Origin of the sequence: Streptomyces cyaneofuscatus (assembly GCF_042718795.1) — a bacterium.
GTDB lineage: Bacteria > Actinomycetota > Actinomycetes > Streptomycetales > Streptomycetaceae > Streptomyces > Streptomyces cyaneofuscatus_A.
Genome location: NZ_JBHXOX010000018.1, coordinates 1 through 15,549, shown reverse-complemented (window position 1 = coordinate 15,549; position 15,549 = coordinate 1). Strand labels below are relative to the sequence as shown.

General features: G+C 72.0%; 16 protein-coding genes. 9 read left to right on the top strand and 7 right to left on the bottom strand.

The genetic code is table 11. The features are described 5' to 3' along the window. Positions 1 to 46: 46 nt before the first annotated feature. The 4 genes from ACFWRT_RS21175 to hemL form a co-directional block, all read right to left on the bottom strand. Positions 47 to 1,342, bottom strand: a complete 1,296-nt coding sequence (locus tag ACFWRT_RS21175; protein ID WP_380950355.1) for a polysaccharide deacetylase family protein — start codon at positions 1,340 to 1,342, stop codon at positions 47 to 49. A 131-nt stretch (positions 1,343 to 1,473) separates the two neighbouring features. Then, on the bottom strand, positions 1,474 to 2,919 hold the full coding sequence (fes, locus tag ACFWRT_RS21170; RefSeq protein WP_380950357.1) for an enterochelin esterase: 1,446 nt from the start codon (positions 2,917 to 2,919) through the stop codon (positions 1,474 to 1,476). Between the two features lie 252 nt (positions 2,920 to 3,171). Further along, positions 3,172 to 3,864, bottom strand: a complete 693-nt coding sequence (locus ACFWRT_RS21165) for a histidine phosphatase family protein (protein ID WP_380950358.1) — start codon at positions 3,862 to 3,864, stop codon at positions 3,172 to 3,174. After that, complete coding sequence (gene hemL, locus ACFWRT_RS21160) at positions 3,861 to 5,168, bottom strand: glutamate-1-semialdehyde 2,1-aminomutase (protein WP_380950359.1); 1,308 nt, start codon at positions 5,166 to 5,168, stop codon at positions 3,861 to 3,863. Before hemL ends, ACFWRT_RS21165 begins: the two co-directional genes overlap by 4 nt. 295 nt (positions 5,169 to 5,463) lie before the next feature. Between hemL and ACFWRT_RS21155 the strand changes: the two genes are divergently transcribed. The 3 genes from ACFWRT_RS21155 (at position 5,464) to ACFWRT_RS21145 (ending at position 8,138) form a co-directional block, all read left to right on the top strand. After that, a complete protein-coding gene (locus ACFWRT_RS21155; RefSeq protein WP_380950360.1) occupies positions 5,464 to 6,048 on the top strand; it encodes a hypothetical protein in 585 nt (194 codons plus the stop codon). A 128-nt stretch (positions 6,049 to 6,176) separates the two neighbouring features. Further along, complete coding sequence (locus tag ACFWRT_RS21150) at positions 6,177 to 7,667, top strand: DUF2252 domain-containing protein (RefSeq protein WP_380950361.1); 1,491 nt, start codon at positions 6,177 to 6,179, stop codon at positions 7,665 to 7,667. A gap of 150 nt (positions 7,668 to 7,817) precedes the next feature. Next, the gene (locus ACFWRT_RS21145) at positions 7,818 to 8,138 is read left to right on the top strand and encodes a hypothetical protein (protein ID WP_380950362.1); all 321 of its coding nucleotides are present in this window, start codon (positions 7,818 to 7,820) and stop codon (positions 8,136 to 8,138) included. On the opposite strand, the gene ACFWRT_RS21140 is transcribed toward ACFWRT_RS21145, so the two are convergent. Next, positions 8,068 to 8,646: a TIGR03086 family metal-binding protein gene (locus tag ACFWRT_RS21140; protein WP_380950364.1), complete on the bottom strand. Its 579-nt coding sequence runs from the start codon at positions 8,644 to 8,646 to the stop codon at positions 8,068 to 8,070. The two genes, ACFWRT_RS21145 and ACFWRT_RS21140, sit on opposite strands and share 71 nt — an antisense overlap. An 80-nt stretch (positions 8,647 to 8,726) precedes the next feature. Here ACFWRT_RS21140 and ACFWRT_RS21135 point away from each other — a divergent pair, with 80 nt between their 5' ends. Both ACFWRT_RS21135 and ACFWRT_RS21130 read left to right on the top strand, forming a co-directional pair. Beyond that, complete coding sequence (locus tag ACFWRT_RS21135) at positions 8,727 to 9,557, top strand: AraC family transcriptional regulator (protein ID WP_380950365.1); 831 nt, start codon at positions 8,727 to 8,729, stop codon at positions 9,555 to 9,557. 83 nt (positions 9,558 to 9,640) lie between these two features. Beyond that, positions 9,641 to 10,375 carry a Mut7-C RNAse domain-containing protein gene (locus ACFWRT_RS21130; protein WP_380950366.1) on the top strand — a complete coding sequence of 245 codons (735 nt, stop codon included), beginning with the start codon at positions 9,641 to 9,643 and terminating at the stop codon, positions 10,373 to 10,375. A 21-nt stretch (positions 10,376 to 10,396) separates the two neighbouring features. Here the strand turns inward: ACFWRT_RS21130 and ACFWRT_RS21125 are convergent, their stop codons facing one another. Next, on the bottom strand, positions 10,397 to 10,936 hold the full coding sequence (locus tag ACFWRT_RS21125; RefSeq protein WP_380950391.1) for a hypothetical protein: 540 nt from the start codon (positions 10,934 to 10,936) through the stop codon (positions 10,397 to 10,399). Positions 10,937 to 11,146: 210 nt separating this feature from the next. Between ACFWRT_RS21125 and ACFWRT_RS21120 the strand changes: the two genes are divergently transcribed. Further along, positions 11,147 to 11,905, top strand: a complete 759-nt coding sequence (locus ACFWRT_RS21120; protein ID WP_380950368.1) for an SDR family NAD(P)-dependent oxidoreductase — start codon at positions 11,147 to 11,149, stop codon at positions 11,903 to 11,905. 48 nt (positions 11,906 to 11,953) lie between these two features. Here the strand turns inward: ACFWRT_RS21120 and ACFWRT_RS21115 are convergent, their stop codons facing one another. Beyond that, entirely contained in the window at positions 11,954 to 13,147 is a 1,194-nt protein-coding gene (locus ACFWRT_RS21115; RefSeq protein ID WP_380950369.1) for an RtcB family protein, read from the bottom strand. Positions 13,148 to 13,330: 183 nt separating this feature from the next. Here ACFWRT_RS21115 and ACFWRT_RS21110 point away from each other — a divergent pair, with 183 nt between their 5' ends. From ACFWRT_RS21110 to ACFWRT_RS21100, 3 genes are all read left to right on the top strand, one after another. Then, positions 13,331 to 14,221, top strand: coding sequence for a DUF3558 domain-containing protein (locus tag ACFWRT_RS21110; RefSeq protein ID WP_380950371.1), 891 nt, complete (start codon positions 13,331 to 13,333; stop codon positions 14,219 to 14,221). 131 nt (positions 14,222 to 14,352) lie between these two features. Further along, a complete protein-coding gene (locus ACFWRT_RS21105) occupies positions 14,353 to 15,207 on the top strand; it encodes a DUF3558 domain-containing protein (protein WP_380950372.1) in 855 nt (284 codons plus the stop codon). Positions 15,208 to 15,387: 180 nt separating this feature from the next. Further along, a partial coding sequence (locus ACFWRT_RS21100) for a DUF2637 domain-containing protein (RefSeq protein ID WP_380950392.1) occupies positions 15,388 to 15,549 on the top strand: 162 nt, incomplete at its 3' end.

The window sequence follows — 15,549 nt, the reverse complement described above, 5'->3', positions numbered from 1 at the left end:
TTCCGGGGATCTCCCGCACCCCCCTCGGTGCCCGTAAAGCCCCTTGTCAAGCCTGTTTAAAGAAGGAGTTCCAGCCACCCGCGGGCGACTGTCCGACCTCCAGGGTGCGGAGCTTGGCGAGGACGGCGGGATCCTGCGCGTCCAGCCAGTCGACGAACTGCCGGAAGGAGACGAGGCGCACATCCTTCTTACCGGCGGTCTTCTTGATCACTTCTTCCACGGCATCCATATAGATGCCGCCGTTCCACTCCTCGAAGTGGTTGCCGATGAAGAAGGGCGCGCGATTCGTCGTGTAGGCGCGCTCGAAACCGTTCAGATACGCGCCGGTGGCCTGCTTGCGCCAGCCCGGATAACGCGACGGCATCCCCTTGGTCGAATTCTGCGACTGATTGGCGAGGATGTTGTAGTCCATCGAGAGGACCTCGAAGGAGTGGCCGGGGAACGGCATGGCCTGGAGCGGCAGATCCCAGACGCCGCCGCGCTTGACGGGCCACGTCTGGCGGCCGCCGGGCGAGCTGGCGTCGTAACGCCATCCCAGCTTGCTCGCGGTCGGCAGGAGATTGTCCTGGCCGAGCAGACAGGGGGTGCGGCCGCCGATCAACTCCTTTCGGTAGTCGAACGGCAGCGGGTCCTCGTTCTCCCAGCCGGTGTTGGTCCGCCATTCCGTGACGAACGACACAGCCTGATCGATCTCGCTCCGCCATTGTGCGGGGGTCCAGCGTTCGACGGATCCGGAGCCGCCGCAGAAGTGCCCGTTGAAGTGCGTGCCGATCTCATGGCCGTCGAGCCAGGCCTGCCGTACGTACGTCAGTGTGTCCTTGACGTGGCCGTCGGTGAGATAGCCGATGTCGGAGGCGCCGCGGGGGTTGTTCGGGGGACGGTAGAGGGATTTCTTCGACTCGGGCAGCAGATACAGCCCGGAGAGGAAGAAGGTCATCGCCGCGTCATGGTCCTTGGCCAGTTCCAGAAAGCGCGGGAAGAGGCCGTTGCCGACCTCGCCCGCCCCGTCCCAGGAAAAGATCACGAACTGCGGCGGCGTCTCGCCGGGTTCGAGCGGGACGGGGTCGGCGGGCTGGTGCGGCTGCTTCCCGGTGTCGGCGGTGGAGCCGTCGCCGATGAGCCGGACCTTGTCCTTCGGCGAACCGTTTCCGCGCTCGCCACCGCCGCCGGTGCCGGTGTCGCCCTTGCCGCCGGTGCCTGCGCCGGTGTCACCCTTGCCGCTGCCGGATGTGCCGCCCTCCGCCGAACCGGAGGAACCGGAGAAACCGCAGCCGGCGAGTCCGACCGCCGCCGCCGTGCCGAGCCCCGCGCCGAGCAGTCCCCTTCGATTGATGTCGCGCATGTCGTCCCCATCTGCGGTCGTTTTATCTCAAGGCCATACAAACTGCTGGACAGTGAGAGGCCTTGAGCGACGCGACGGTTCCGTGCAATTGGGGAGTTTCTCTACGCTTTACCTTGTGGCGCGGCGTCCGGTCACCTTGTGGCGGGGCGTCCGGGCAGCCCGGCGGAGCACACGGCCGGGCGGTCGGCGGGGCGGCCGGGCGGGCCCATCCCACCCTGCGACTCTGCCGCGTTCACGTCAAGGCCGGTGCCCATCAGCTCCACCAGGGCGTCCGCCAGGAACCCGCGCCAGCAGGCGTAGTCGTGGCCGCCGTTGTAGAGGTTGCGGGTGACCCGGTGGCCCCGGGCGCGGAGCACCGCCTGGAGGGCCTCGGTGTGTTCTGCCAGGGCCCCCTCGTGCAGGCCGACGTCGAAGTGGACGGCGGCCCCGCGCGCCCCGCCCGGCAGCCCGTCGCGGAGTCCGGCGGCGAGCGTGGCCAGCCAGGGGGTCCCGACCGCGTCCGGCACCACGGCCCCGGGCTCCAGGCCCGGCCGCCACCACAGCGACGGGGACTGCGCGACGACCGCGCCGAACCGCTCGGGCCGGGTGAGGCCCGCGTACAGCGCGGTCATCCCGCCGAGCCCCTGCCCGGCCACCACCGTCCGGTCCGGCCGCGCGGTCAGCGGCCACCGGGCGCCCGCCCAGGGCACCACCTCGTCGGCCAGGAAGGAGACGTAGCTCTCCCGCCCGCCCAGCTCCAGCCGGCGCGTGGCGGTGCCGACGGCGTCCGGGGCGAGGACGGCGAGCGGCGGGAGGACCCCGTCGGCGATCAGGGCGTCCAGCGTGTCCTGGAGGCCGAGCCGGTCGAACCACATGTCCCCGTCGCAGAGCACCAGCAACGGCAGCCGGCCCTGCTCCCCCGGCTCGTACGCCGGCCGGTACGGGAGCGCGTCCGGCGGCAGGTAGACCCACACGTCCCGCGCGGCGCCCAGCACACCGGCCGCGACGGTGTGCCGCTCGACACCGCCGCGTGCGACGGCGGGGCGCCGGCCGGCCCAGGGCTGGGGCGGGGCCTCGGGCAGGGCGAAGACGGAGTCCTGCGCGTCCCGCCACCGGGTCGGCAGCCGGGCCGGGTTGAGCGGATCGGCCCCGCCGTGCGCCCGCAGCGCCAGCAGCCGCCGCTGGAGCAGGGCCGGATCGGCGGGGGCGGGCCCGGCGGAGATGTCGGCCACCATTCGGTAGGAGCCGCGGTGGTCGGCGCGCAGCCGGTGGCCGAGGTACCAGATGTCGGTGCCCGGCAGATGATGCAGGAGCGAGTCGGCGAGCCGCTCGGGGTCGGTGATGCCCGGGGCCATCAGCAGGACCCGGCGGGTGGCGCGGTGGCCGCGCCACAGGAAGGTGACGGCGCGGTGGCCGGGGGCGTCGTCGAGCTCCTCGACGAGGGGGGTGCCGGTGCGGGCGGCCTCGGCCCAGAAGGCCTCGGTGAGGGCGTCCCTGGCCTCGGCGTCCAGGGCCCCTTCGAGCTGCCGGGCGAGCCGGGCGATGCGGGGGCCGGTGACCGGCCGGGGGGCGGCGTCCACGTCCGTACAGTCACTCATCGGCCGGCCGCCTCACCGGGCCGCACCGCGGCGCCCGTCTCGGGTCGGGGCGGGTGGTCGGGGCAGGGTGCGTCATCGCTCCACCGTTCTCGTCAGAGTCAACTTAGCTTAGGCTTACCTAATCTAATGCACCGGCACTTCCGATCCGTACGCCACCGGCAACGGGAACGGGACCGACCGCGGTGGCGGTCGGTCCCGTATGTTCACGGCGCGTGGAGGTCACGCGCTGCTCACGGCGCGTGCGTACGAGGATTACGCGCCGAAGGCCTTCGACTTCCCCTTCACCGGCTTCGCCCCGGCCAGCAGGTGCGCGGGCACCAGGTCCCGGGCCGGTTCCGAGTAGCCCACCGAGACGATCCGGTCGCCCTTGTACGTGAAGCTGGTCAGCGAGGCCAGCGTGCACTGGCGCTTGCGCGGGTCGTGCCAGAGCCGGCGGCGCTCCACGAACGAGCGGACGATCCAGATCGGCAACTGGTGGCTGACGCAGACCGCCTCGTGCCCACGCGCCGCGTCCTTGGCCGCGTCCAGCGCACTCATCATGCGGACGACCTGCTCGATGTACGGCTCACCCCAGGACGGCTTGAACGGGTTGGTGAGGTGCTTCCAGTTCTCCGGCTTCCGCAGCGCCCCGTCACCGACGCCGAAGGTCTTGCCCTCGAAGACGTTGGCGGCCTCGATGAGCCGCTCGTCGGTGGCCACGGCCAGGCTGTGCGACTTGGCGATGGGCGCGGCCGTCTCCTGGGCGCGCTCCAGCGGCGAGGCGACGACATGGGTGATGTCGCGCTTCTCCAGGTGCTCGGCGACCCGGTCGGCCATCTGCCGGCCCAGCTCGGAGAGGCTGAACCCGGTGCGCCGCCCGTACAGCACACCGTCCGGGTTGTGCACCTCGCCGTGGCGCATCAGGTGCACCACGGTGATGTCCTTGCGGGCGCTCTCGGTGCTCATGCGGTGGCCTCCGATGCGGCACGGGCGGCGGCGGGCAGGGCGGCGGCGATCCGCTCGATGGCCCGCTCGTCGTGGGCGGTGGAGACGAACCAGGACTCGAAGGCGGAGGGCGGCAGGTAGACGCCCTGCTCCAGCATCGAGTGGAAGAAGGCGGTGAAGCGGAAGGCCTCCTGCTTCTTCGCGTCGTCGTAGTTCCGCACCGGCTGGTCGGTGAAGAAGACGGAGAACATGTTGCTCGCGGCCGACACGGTGTGCGCGACGCCTTCCTTGGTGAACGCGTCACCCACCAGGGAGCGCAGTTCGGCGGAGACCGCGTCGATCTTCGCGTACGCCGCGTCGTCGAGCAGCCGCAACTGCGCGAGGCCGGCGGCGGTGGCGACCGGGTTCCCGGAGAGGGTGCCCGCCTGGTAGACCGGGCCGGCCGGGGCCAGGTGCGCCATCACGTCGGCACGGCCGCCGAAGGCCGCGGCGGGGAAGCCGCCGCCCATGACCTTGCCGAAGGTCATCAGGTCGGGGCGGACGCCGTCGATGCCGTACCAGCCGGCCTTGGACGTACGGAAGCCCGTCATGACCTCGTCGGAGATGTACAGGGCGCCGTCGGCCGCGCACAGCTCCTTGAGGCCGGCGTTGAAGCCGTCGGCGGGCGGGACGACGCCCATGTTGCCGGGCGAGGCCTCGGTGATCACACAGGCGATCTCGCCGGGGTGCGCGGCGAAGGCGGCCCGCACGGTGTCCAGGTCGTTGTACGGCAGCACGACGGTGTCCCCGGCCGTGGCGCCCGTGACGCCGGGCGTGTCCGGCAGGCCGAAGGTGGCGAGGCCGGAGCCCGCGGCGGCGAGCAGGGCGTCCACGTGACCGTGGTAGCAGCCGGCGAACTTCACGACCTTGGACCGGCCGGTGAAACCGCGCGCCAGCCGGATCGCCGACATCGTCGCCTCGGTGCCGGAGGAGACCAGGCGGACCTGCTCGACCGGTTCGATCCGCGCCACGATCTCCTCGGCCAGCGCGACCTCGCCCTCACCCGGCGTACCGAAGGAGGTACCCCGGGAGACGGCTTCCTGGACGGCGGCGATGACCTCGGGGTGGGAGTGGCCGAGAATCATCGGCCCCCACGAGCAGACGAGGTCGACGTACTCACGGCCGTCGGCGTCGGTGAGGTACGGACCGGTGCCGGACACCATGAACCGGGGCGTACCGCCCACGGCCCGGAAGGCACGCACGGGTGAGTTCACGCCGCCGGGCGTCACGACGGACGCCCGGTCGAACAGCGACTGCGAAACTGGGGCTTCGTATGAATACGCCACTTTGGTCCTGATCTGCGATTCGGGTGTCGGGAGGCCGGGCCGGAGAATCCAAGGTAATCCCGGCCACCGGTGAGCAGTCAGCGCGCTGCCCCCGTATCACGGAAGAGCGTCGGCACCCTCACGTCTGCGAAACTGGGGCGACATAGGGAAAGCTCACACATGCCATGGTGTCAGAGGCACGCACGGTCTTGCGGACGGGTGTTTCACCGCACGCCCGTGGGGGAGGTCACTGACACGATGATCGGGTTGCGCGGCGGGGGCTGTGTCTCCTAAGAAGTAGTCGGGTGGATGAGATATGCATCGCGGTGGCGGAGTGGGCGAAGGGACCGACGACCTGGGGCCCGAGCCTGCCCGGCGAGGGCGGCACCGGCGAAAGGCCGAGCACGCCCAGGGCAGGGGCGCGGAGAGCACACCGCCCCCCGGGATCAGGAGCGGTGGCGGGATGGGGGTGACCTACAAGTACTTCGGCGCCCCGGACGGGGCGACCGCCGCACGGGTGCCCATCTCGATGCGCCCGGAGGAGCTGGGCGGCGACGAGCTGGGCACGGGCGGCATGTTCACCAAGATCAAGCCGGAGACGGTGGCCGCCATGGTGCTGACCGGCATCCAGGGCATACCCCTGCACAAGGTCCCCCCGCTGGAGCTGGTCGTCCTCCACCCCGACTACGCGGTGGTCAAGCTCCCGATGACCGTCGTCGACCCGCTGCGCGGCGTCGGCGAGGAGTCCGTCGGCGCGGCGGCCTTCATCTGGTCCACGGTCCCCGACCGCGGCGGCCCGCGCGACGCCTTCAACGTCTACCAGTTGCTCCACGAGTGGCAGGACTTCTCCCACCGGCTGCATGACGCGGGACACCAGGCGTACTGCCTGGTCTGGCCCTGAGCCGGGTTCGGGTACCGCCTGTCCAGCCCTGAGCCGGGTGACGTGGCGGCAGCACGCCGACGGCACGAGGCGCGCCCTGCGCGAGTCCCCGGCCGGTTCTACGGTGGGACCAGGCAGGAGGGCCTCCCATGTCCCAGTCCAAGTCCCGGTCCAAGTCCCGGTCCCAGTCCAAGTCCCGGTCCCACGACACCGCCGCCGCCCTGCGGGCCGCGCCCCGCCTCACACCCCAGGAGCGTGCGGCGCTCGGCAAGGAGGCACGGCGCCGCTCACCGCGGTCCGGACACGCCGGGTACGAGCCGCCCCCCGGCCGCCCCGACCCGCTGGCGGTCCTGGAGGCGCAGTCCGCGGCCCGGGTGCCCGAGCTCGTACCGATCCGCTACAGCCGGATGACGGAGTCCCCGTTCCGCTTCTACCGGGGCGCCGCCGCGATCATGGCGTCCGACCTGGCCGGCAGCCCGGTCTCGGGGATCACGGCCCAGCTCTGCGGCGACGCGCACCTGCTGAACTTCCGCCTGCTCGCCTCGCCGGAGAGGCGGCTGATGTTCGACATCAACGACTTCGACGAGACCCTGCCGGGGCCCTGGGAGTGGGACGTCAAACGGCTCGCGGCGAGCCTCGTCATCGCGGGCCGGGCGGGCGGCTTCGACGACACCGAGCGCGCCCGCGTCGTGCGCGCCACGGTCCGCTCGTACCGCACGGCGATGATCCGCTTCGCGGAGACGGGCAACCTCGGCGTCTGGTACGCGAAGATCGACGCGGACCTCCTGGAGTCCCTGGCCGCCGGGCGCCACGGGACGAAGCACGGCCGCCGCAACCTGGTCCGCGCGATGGCGAAGGCCCGTACCCGCGACAGCCTCCAGGCCTTCGACAAGCTCACCCGGACGGTCGACGGCCGCCCCAGGATCGCCCCCGACCCCCCGCTGCTCGTCCCGGCCGCCGACCTGCTGCCCGACCTCGAACGCAGCGCCCTGGAGGACCGCTTCCGCGACCTGCTCCAGCGGTACGGCCGCACCCTCGCCTCCGACCGGCGCACGCTCCTGGCGGACTACCGCCTGGCCGACGTCGCCCGCAAGGTGGTCGGCGTGGGCAGCGTCGGCACCCGGTGCTGGATCTTCCTCCTCCTCGGCCGGGACGACCGGGACCCGCTCCTCCTGCAGGCCAAGGAGGCCGACACCTCGGTACTCGCCGCGCACACCGGCCCCAGCCGGTACCGCAACCAGGGCGAGCGGGTGGTCTCGGGACAGCGGCTGATGCAGGCCACGAGCGACATCTTCCTCGGCTGGGAACGGGTGGACGGCATCGACGGCAAGCGGCGCGACTTCTACGTCCGCCAGCTACGGGACTGGAAGGGCATCGCCGTGCCGGAGAAGATGCGGCCCAAGGACATGCGGGCGTTCGGCGAACTGTGCGGGGCCACGCTGGCCCGCGCCCATGCCCGGTCCGGCGACCGCGTCGCGATCGCCGCGTACCTGGGCGGCGGCGACACGTTCGACCGCGCGCTCGCCACCTTCGCGGAGGCGTACGCCGACCAGAACGAGCGCGACCACCGGGCCCTCGTCGACGCCGTACGCGCGGGGCGGCTGCCCGCGGCGGACCCGCCCGCCCGAACGCCTGCCTGACAGGGCCCACCTGCACCGATTCGGTCGGATCACGCCAAATAAATGGCTGAAGTCCGATCTTCAGCAGACCTGCCCGGAACGCCGGTGCTGAGGAGGACGACCGACGACAGCCGAGGCTACGGCCGGCATCGACCCTCCAGGAGGCCTGCCGTGGGCGACGCGCTGCTGGTCCTCTCCATCCCCGCACTGCTCCTCGCCAGCGGCCTCTACACCGCCTGCGCCTGCCGGTGGCGCCGCGGACACCCGGCGCCACCGTCCCCGTACACCCGCCACGCCGCCCGCCTCGCCGAGCAGGCCATGCTGGTACGGGCCGAGGAGATCGTGGACAACGCGTACGCCGCACTCGGCCCCCTCTACGACGCCCCGCCCGCCCCCTGCCCCACCGCCCCGCCCGCCGCACTCAGCTCCCAGCCGGACGGCGCCACCCCGGATCCCGCCCCGTCACCGCCAGCACCCGCTCGAAAGCCGTAGCCCCCGACCCCACCGGGAACGGCTCGCCGAACACCTTCATCTCCCGGGCCTGCGGCGCCAGGGCCGCCAGCCCCGGCCCCACCTCCTCGACCACCCCCGGATCCGGCACGAACTCCGCGCCCGTCGCCCGCGCCAGGTCCCACGCGTGCACGGTCAGATCGCCCAGCACCATCAGCCCCACCGTCCGGGCCGGCAGCCCCATCTGCCCGGTCGTGCCCTCCTCGGCCCCCGGCACGCTCCACGCCTCCACCAGCCGGGCGGTCTCCTCACCGAACCTGCCCCGCCAGTCGCCCGTCACGAACTCCGGCTGATGGCCGAAATCCGCCTCCTCCCGGGCCGCGAGGGCCTGGAAGTTCACCACCACCAGGAACAGGTGGTTCAGCAGCGCCCGTACGTCGTACTCCGCGCATGGCGTACGGCGGCCCAACTGCCCGTCGTCGATCCCCCGCACGACGGGCAGGGCCCGGCCCGCGGCGGCTTCCAGCAGTGCACCGATCGTCTGTGTCATGGCTCCCACGCTCCCTTTCCGGACCCGCTGCGTCTTGAAGAAACGCGACAGCCCTCCACCAGCTCCCTAGGATCGATGTCATGGCCGCCGCCGGACCTCGCCGCGACACCCGGGGCATCGTGGACGCCCCGGACCTGTTCACCCACGTCCGCTTCCGCCGCCGCGAGCCCGCCCCCGCGCTCCGCCCCTACCTGGAGCACTACTGGCTCATCGACTGGGACCTCGACCAGCCGTACGCGGCCCACGTCGTCCCGCACCCGTCGGTCAACCTCGTCCTCCAGCGGTACGAGGCCGGGGAGAGCGCCCGCGAGCGGGCCGGGTACGCCGAGGTGGCGGGTATCGGCCTCGGCCTCTTCACCCGGAAGCTGACGGGGCGCGGCCGGGTCTGCGGGGTGCAGTTCCGGCCCGGCGGGTTCCGCCCGTTCGCGCCGGAGCACGCCCTGAGCGACCTGACCGGACGCCAGGTCGACGCCGCCGAGGTGCTGCGTACACCGCCGCCCGTCGGCGCGGTCCTGGACCCGGCCGACGAGGACGCCCGGGTCGCCGCGCTGGACGCCTGCCTGCTCGCCCTGGAGCCGCGCCCCGACCCGCAGGCCACGCTGGCGATGGAGCTGGCCGACCGGGTGCGTACGGACCGCTCGGTGTGCCGGGCCGGGCAGCTCGCCCGGGACGCGGGCCTGACCCCGCGGTCCCTGCAACGGCTCTTCTCCGCGTACGTCGGGGTCGGCCCGAAGTGGGTCATCCTCCGCTACCGCATCCACGAGGCGCTGGAACGCGCGGAGTCCGACCCGGCGGTGGACTGGGCGCGGCTGGCGGCCGACCTCGGCTACAGCGACCAGGCCCACCTGGTACGGGACTTCACCGCCACGGTGGGCGTGCCCCCGACGGCGTACGCCACGCCACCCCCGTAGCCCCCCCAATTCCGTGGCGGCGCCCCCGCCGTAGGCCCCCAATTCCCTGGCAGCGCACCCCGCCCCGGTGGCATCCTGACCGGGTGAACGGACCCGAGATCACCCTCGGAGTAGCCCCTGAGCTGCGGCTCTTCGTCCCGCACGACCGACGCCAAGGCGCCACACCGCTCACCACCGACGGCGCCTCCACCCTCGGCCATGTCATCGAGTCCCTCGGCATCCCGCTCACCGAGGCCGGCCCGCTCCTGGTGAACGGCGCCCCGGCGCACCGCTCCCACATCCCCGGGCCGGGCGAACACATCGACGTGACGGCGATCGAGCGCCCCCAGCAGGTCCCCGGCGCACCCCTGCGCTTCCTCCTCGACGTCCATCTGGGCACGCTGGCCCGCAGGTTGCGGCTGCTCGGCGTGGACGCGGCGTACGAGAGCGAGGACATCGGCGACCCCGCGCTCGCCGCCCTCTCCGCGCGCGAGCGGCGCGTCCTGCTCTCCCGGGACCGCGGGCTGCTGCGCCGCCGGGAGATCTGGGCGGGGGCGTACGTCTACAGCGACCGCCCCCAGGAGCAGCTCCGCGACATCCTCGGCCGCTTCGCCCCGGCCCTCGCCCCGTGGACCCGCTGCACGGCCTGCAACGGCACGCTGGCGGTGGCGGACAAGGACGCCGTGAGCGACCTGCTGGAGCACGGCACCCAGCAGGCGTACGACGTGTTCGCGCAGTGCACGGAGTGCGCCCGGGTGTACTGGCGGGGCGCGCACCTTGGGCACCTGGAGACGATCGTGGCCGAAGCGGTACGGGAGTTCGGGGGCGCGGCGGCGTAGCCCCGCCGGGACTTCACCGGCTCAGAAGGCGTACGCGTCCCCCGTGGCGGGCGCGAGCACCTCGTGCACGTCGTTCGTGCGGTCCGTGTCCCGCGCCCCGCCGCTCCAGACGGTGTCGAGCCGTACGACCACCTCGTCGGGGCTGCCCGCCGGCGTCAGGTCGAGCGCGGTCTGCCGGGCCCCGCCGGCGGAACGCAGCCCGCCCGTCTCGCAGAGCACGGTCGCCTTGCCGCCCCGGAGGCAGCCGTGCGGCAGCTCCTGGCTCGCGGCGAGCGGCACGGAGAAGCGCAGCCGGACGGTCGAGGCGGTCACATCGGAGGGCCCCCGGTTCTCGGACCGGATCCGGATGGCGATGCGGTCCCCCCAGAGGGTGACGTGCCCGTGGTGGGAGAGATCCGCCCGGGGCGCGGGGGCGGAGGCAGGCGCGGGGGCCGAGGCAGGCGCGGGAGCGGGGGCGGCTTCGGAGTGGGGCGCCACGTCAGCGGTGGTGCCCGGAGCGGCCGGCCCGGCCGCCACCAGTACGGTCGTCGCCGCGATCGCCGCAGCGGCGGACAGCGGCATCAGCAGTCCTCTACGCGTCAGTCCCATGCCCGAAAGATACGGATAAACCCGATAAGCAGACCAAAAGACAGATCCGACGCGCTCTCCCCCACCCACACAGCCCACGCGGGTCATGTACGTCACGTATCGCGAACCTGGGACGCCCGGACCGGGCGGGCAACGGCTGCCTATCCTTTCCCCGTTACCGATCAACTGCCCTAGGAGATCGCCATGACCGCCACCCCCATCGCCATCGTCACCGGCGCGAGCAGCGGCATCGGCGCCGCGACCGCCCGCACGCTGGCCGCCGCCGGATTCCGGGTCGTGCTCACCGCGCGCCGCAAGGACCGGATCGAGGCGCTCGCCGCCGAGATCACCGAGGCCGGCCACGAGGCCACGGCCTACGCCCTGGACGTGACCGACCGCACCGCCGTCGACGAGTTCGCCACCGCCTTCCGCTCCCTGGCCCTTCTGGTCAACAACGCGGGCGGCGCACTGGGCGCCGACCCGGTGGCGACCGGCGACCCCGCCGACTGGCGCCAGATGTTCGAGACGAACGTGATCGGCACCCTCAACGTCACCCAGGCCCTGCTCCCCGCCCTCACCGCGAGCGGCGACGGCACCATCGTGATCCTCTCCTCCACCGCCGCGCTCTCCTCCTACGAGGGCGGCGGCGGCTACGTGGCCGCCAAGCACGGCGAACACGTCCTCGCCGAGACCCTGCGCCTGGAGATCGTCGGCACCCCGGTCCGCGTGATCGAGGTGGCCCCCGGCATGGTCAAGACCGACGAGTTCGCCACCACCCGCTTCCGCGGCGACACCGAGAAGGCCGCCAAGGTCTACGCGGGCGTGGACGCCCCCCTCACCGCCGAGGACGTGGCCGACACGATCGGCTGGGCCGTCACCCGCCCCAGCCACGTCAACATCGACCTCCTGGTCGTCCGCCCCCGCGCCCAGGCCTCCAACACGAAGGTCCACCGCACCCTGTAGCGGATGCGGTGGACCGGGCGGTGGTGAGGCGGCTGGGGCAATGGGGCCTCAGCCCTTCACACACACCACCTGCTTGAGCTTCGCGACGACCTCGACCAGGTCACGCTGCTGCTCCATGACCTGCTCGATCGGCTTGTACGCGGCCGGGATCTCGTCCAGGACCCCGGAGTCCTTGCGGCACTCCACACCGCGCGTCTGCTCCTCCAGGTCGCGCACCGTGAAGCGCCTCTTGGCCGCGTTCCGGCTCATCCGGCGACCGGCCCCGTGGGAGGCCGAGTTGAACGCCTTCTCGTTGCCGAGGCCCTTCACGATGTACGAGCTGGTGCCCATCGAGCCGGGGATGATCCCGTACTCACCGGAGCCCGCGCGGATCGCTCCCTTGCGGGTGACCAGCAGGTCCGCGCCCTCGTACCGCTCCTCCGCCACGTAGTTGTGGTGGCAGGAGATCTCCTGCTCGAAGACCGGCTTCGCCTTCTTGAACTCCTTGCGGACCACGTCCTTGAAGAGCGCCATCATGATCGCGCGGTTGTACTTGGCGTACTCCTGCGCCCAGTACAGGTCGTTACGGTAGGCGGCCATCTGCGGGGTGTCCGAGATGAAGACCGCCAGGTCCCGGTCGACGATGCCCTGGTTGTGCGGCAGCTTCTGCGCGATGCCGATGTGGTGCTCGGCCAGCTCCTTGCCGATGTTCCGGGAGCCGGAGTGCAGCATCAGCCACACGCTCCCGTCACTGTCGAGGCAGAACTCGATCATGTGGTTGCCCGATCCGAGCGTTCCCATCTGCTTCGTGGCGCGTTCCTGACGGAACTTGACCGCTTCCGCGATCCCGTCGAACCGTCCCCAGAAGTCGTCCCACCCGGACGTCGGGAACCCGTGCAGCCGCCCCGGGGCCACCGTCTCGTCGTGCATCCCGCGGCCCACCGGAATGGCCTGTTCGATCTTGGAGCGCAGCCGTGACAGGTCGCCGGGAAGATCGTTCGCCGTCAGGGACGTCCGGACCGCGGACATCCCGCAGCCGATGTCGACCCCCACCGCGGCCGGGCAGACCGCGCCCTGCATCGCGATCACCGAACCGACCGTCGCGCCCTTGCCGAAGTGGACGTCCGGCATGACGGCCAGACCCTTGATCCACGGCAGCGTGGACACGTTCCGCAGCTGCTGCATCGCCCCGTCCTCGACCGACGCCGGATCGGCCCACATCCGGATGGGGACCTTCGCCCCCGGCACCTCCACGTACGACATAACTCCTCGATTCCCCCGAGATTCCCCCGAAAAGACTGATAGCGCAAAACCGGGCCCAAGGTCGGCAAACAAGTCGGCCGACCGGCGTTCACAGCGGCGCGTGCGATACACATTGTGTCCATCGGCCGCCTCCGAGCGGCAACATGTTTTCCGTACCGAAGGGAGCCTGGGACGGTGCGACACATGGCGTACGTACCCGGCGTCGCGCTCCTCGCAGCGCTCGCCGTCGGCTGCAGTGCCGGCTCCGACGGGGGCGCCACCGACGCCGACAGCAAGCCGGGCGGCCCCACCGTCACCACCGCGCCCCCGGGCAAGTACCGGACCCTGCCCGCGCCCTGCCGCGCCGTACCGGGCTCCACGCTCAAGGACCTGCTCCCGGGCGTCGCGGAGCTGCCCCGGCAGCAGCAGGAGAAGGCGCTGCGGGGGTCGCCGACCATCACGTACGACACCGACCGCAAGGTCGGGTGCAGTTGGAAGGCCGACGCCCCGGACTCCACCCGGAACCTCTCGATCGACTTCGAACGGGTCGTGTCGTACGACCCCCTCGTGAGCGACGACGACCGGGCCCGCGCCCTGTACCTGAAGAAGGAGGACGCGGCCGAGCTGCCGGGGAGCTCCACGCCCGGCTCGGGCCCGGAGAAGGACGCGCCGACCAGCACGGGGGGAGGGGAGAAGGACCAGGAGAAGGAGAAGGAGACCGGGAAGCCCGGTGACGGCACGGGCCCGGCGGACCCCTCGCCCTCCGCCTCCGGTTCCGCCGGCACCTCCGCCTCCGGTTCCGTGGGCCCCTCCTCCGGCACCCCGGGAACGCCGGGCGGCAGCGGCGGAGAGGACCTGCGGCCCCGGGTGGTCAGCGGGCTCGGAGATGCGGCGTTTCTGGACGATCTGCTCACTCGGGCAGGTTCCACCGCACAGCACCGCACGGTGAGCGTGGTATTCCGCACATCGAACGTGATCGTCACCGTCCGGTACGGCGAGCAGCCCGCCCTCGTCACCAAGGTGCCCGACAGCAAGGAACTGCAGGACAAGGCCCAGGCACTGGCCCGGAAGCTGGCCGAGGTGATCAGCGAATAGGGGCGCGTACGGGCCCTCCGGGCGGCCGGTCCGCCGGCCGTCCGGGTGCGGGACGAGGGCGCCTCCGGGGCGCCGCCCGTCGTAACGTGGCACCACGAACGAGACCTCCGTGCCGTCCGAGTGAAGGAACCATGCACCGATCAGCTCCGCGACTGTCCCGCATACTCGCCTGCGCCGCCGTTCCGGTGATGCTCGTAGCCGTCGGCTGCTCGTCGGACTCCGGGTCCGACTCCGACGCCGAGAAGAACGCTGGCTCCTCCTCCTCGTCGTCCGACTCCGCCGGGGCCGCCGAGCCGACGAAGCCCGCGGTCGAGCCGGCGAAGTTCACCGACCTGCCCGACGCCTGCACCTCGATCGCGAAGGACACGGTCAAGGACCTGGTGCCCGAGGCCAAGAAGGAGGGCGGCGCCGCCGGCCGCTCCAGCGACCTCTCGGTGCGCGGTAGCTGCTCGTGGAACGGGCTGGACGACAAGGGCGTCAAGGGCTCCCAGTACCGCTGGCTCTCCGTCGCCTTCACCCGCTTCGACTCGGACCAGTCGCTCGGCAGCGGCGCCGCGCGCGCCACCGAGGACTACACGAAGCGGGTGGCCAAGGAGAAGGCGAGCGAGGGCGCGCAGAAGGCCGCCACGGCCGCCGCCCCCGGCATCGGCGACGCGGCCACGGCGATCACGTACAAGCTCAACAAGACGGACGAGGACTTCGAGTACGCCACGGTCGTGGCCCGTACCGGCAACGTCGTCGTCACCCTGACGTACAACGGCGCCGGTTACGCGGGAGCGAAGACCCCCTCCGCGGCGGACATCCTCAAGGGCGCCCAGAAGGCGGCGAAGGAAGCGGTCGGCAAGGTCGACGCCACCGCCGGTGCCGGCAGCGCCAAGGCCTCCCCGTCGGCCGGGGACGCCAAGAAGAAGGAGAAGCAGGAAGAGAAGAAGGACGACGCGAAGGGCGCCGCGAAGCCCACGTCGAAGGCCACGCCCAAGTCGTGACCTGAGTCGGCCCGGAACCCCGAACTCCCAGGCCGCGCAGCGTTTTCCGGAGCCCGTCCCTCCGCCGAGGGACGGGCTCCGCCCCTCCCCGAGCAACACGACTCGCACACATGTGCCAGGCTGTGCCAGCGCCGGACGTGGATGCCGGGCGGAGAGCAGAAGTCGGGGAGGGGAGCGCCGGTGGCCGCCATACCGCTGACACGCACACACCGGATACTCATCGGGATCGTCGTCGCCGGTGCGGTGATCATCGCCGCGATCGGCTTCGCGGGCTCCTACGCGGCCGTGCGCGAGCTGGCCGAGGCCAAGGGGTTCGGCCAGTTCTCCCTGGTGTTCCCCATC

Bases quoted from the DNA above. Each gene is read 5' to 3' on its own strand.
- ACFWRT_RS21105 (WP_380950372.1), top strand. From the start codon at position 14,353: ATGCACCGATCAGCTCCGCGACTGTCCCGCATACTCGCCTGCGCCGCC.
- ACFWRT_RS21150 (WP_380950361.1), top strand. From the start codon at position 6,177: ATGTCCCAGTCCAAGTCCCGGTCCAAGTCCCGGTCCCAGTCCAAGTCC.
- ACFWRT_RS21140 (WP_380950364.1), bottom strand. From the start codon at position 8,646: ATGACACAGACGATCGGTGCACTGCTGGAAGCCGCCGCGGGCCGGGCC.
- ACFWRT_RS21165 (WP_380950358.1), bottom strand. From the start codon at position 3,864: ATGAGCACCGAGAGCGCCCGCAAGGACATCACCGTGGTGCACCTGATG.
- fes (WP_380950357.1), bottom strand. From the start codon at position 2,919: ATGAGTGACTGTACGGACGTGGACGCCGCCCCCCGGCCGGTCACCGGC.
- ACFWRT_RS21110 (WP_380950371.1), top strand. From the start codon at position 13,331: ATGGCGTACGTACCCGGCGTCGCGCTCCTCGCAGCGCTCGCCGTCGGC.
- ACFWRT_RS21115 (WP_380950369.1), bottom strand. From the start codon at position 13,147: ATGTCGTACGTGGAGGTGCCGGGGGCGAAGGTCCCCATCCGGATGTGG.
- ACFWRT_RS21125 (WP_380950391.1), bottom strand. From the start codon at position 10,936: ATGCCGCTGTCCGCCGCTGCGGCGATCGCGGCGACGACCGTACTGGTG.
- ACFWRT_RS21155 (WP_380950360.1), top strand. From the start codon at position 5,464: ATGCATCGCGGTGGCGGAGTGGGCGAAGGGACCGACGACCTGGGGCCC.
- ACFWRT_RS21120 (WP_380950368.1), top strand. From the start codon at position 11,147: ATGACCGCCACCCCCATCGCCATCGTCACCGGCGCGAGCAGCGGCATC.
- ACFWRT_RS21175 (WP_380950355.1), bottom strand. From the start codon at position 1,342: ATGCGCGACATCAATCGAAGGGGACTGCTCGGCGCGGGGCTCGGCACG.
- ACFWRT_RS21135 (WP_380950365.1), top strand. From the start codon at position 8,727: ATGGCCGCCGCCGGACCTCGCCGCGACACCCGGGGCATCGTGGACGCC.